The sequence below is a fragment of the Bartonella sp. AA83SXKL genome (genome assembly GCF_042196965.1).
In the GTDB taxonomy this organism is placed as follows: domain Bacteria; phylum Pseudomonadota; class Alphaproteobacteria; order Rhizobiales; family Rhizobiaceae; genus Bartonella.
In genome coordinates, this window is sequence record NZ_JBHIRG010000201.1 from 399 (window position 1) to 688 (window position 290).

A 290-nucleotide genomic window follows, 5' to 3' on the forward strand; every position below is an offset into this window, starting at 1 on the left:
TTGAAGACCCGGCTCTTATCCTCAAACGTGAATTAACGTGGATTCCATTTTTTGGCTGGTATATGGCAAAAACGCAAATTATCCCCATTAACCGAACAACACCTATTAAAGCCTTAAAAACCATCATACAAAAAGCCAAAGAAAAAGCAAAACAAGGGCGCCAAATTCTGATCTTTCCCGAAGGAACACGCCGACAGCCAGGTCAAGAACCAGATTATAAATCAGGAATTGTTGCTCTCTATCATGAATTGGGACTTCAAGTTGTTCCCATTGCACACAATGCCGGCTTA

At 41.4% G+C, this 290-nt stretch carries 1 protein-coding gene; it reads left to right on the forward strand.

The window, feature by feature from the left end; genetic code table 11:
* On the forward strand, positions 1–290 hold a 290-nt coding region (locus tag ACFINO_RS10610; RefSeq protein ID WP_375655813.1), incomplete at both ends, for a lysophospholipid acyltransferase family protein.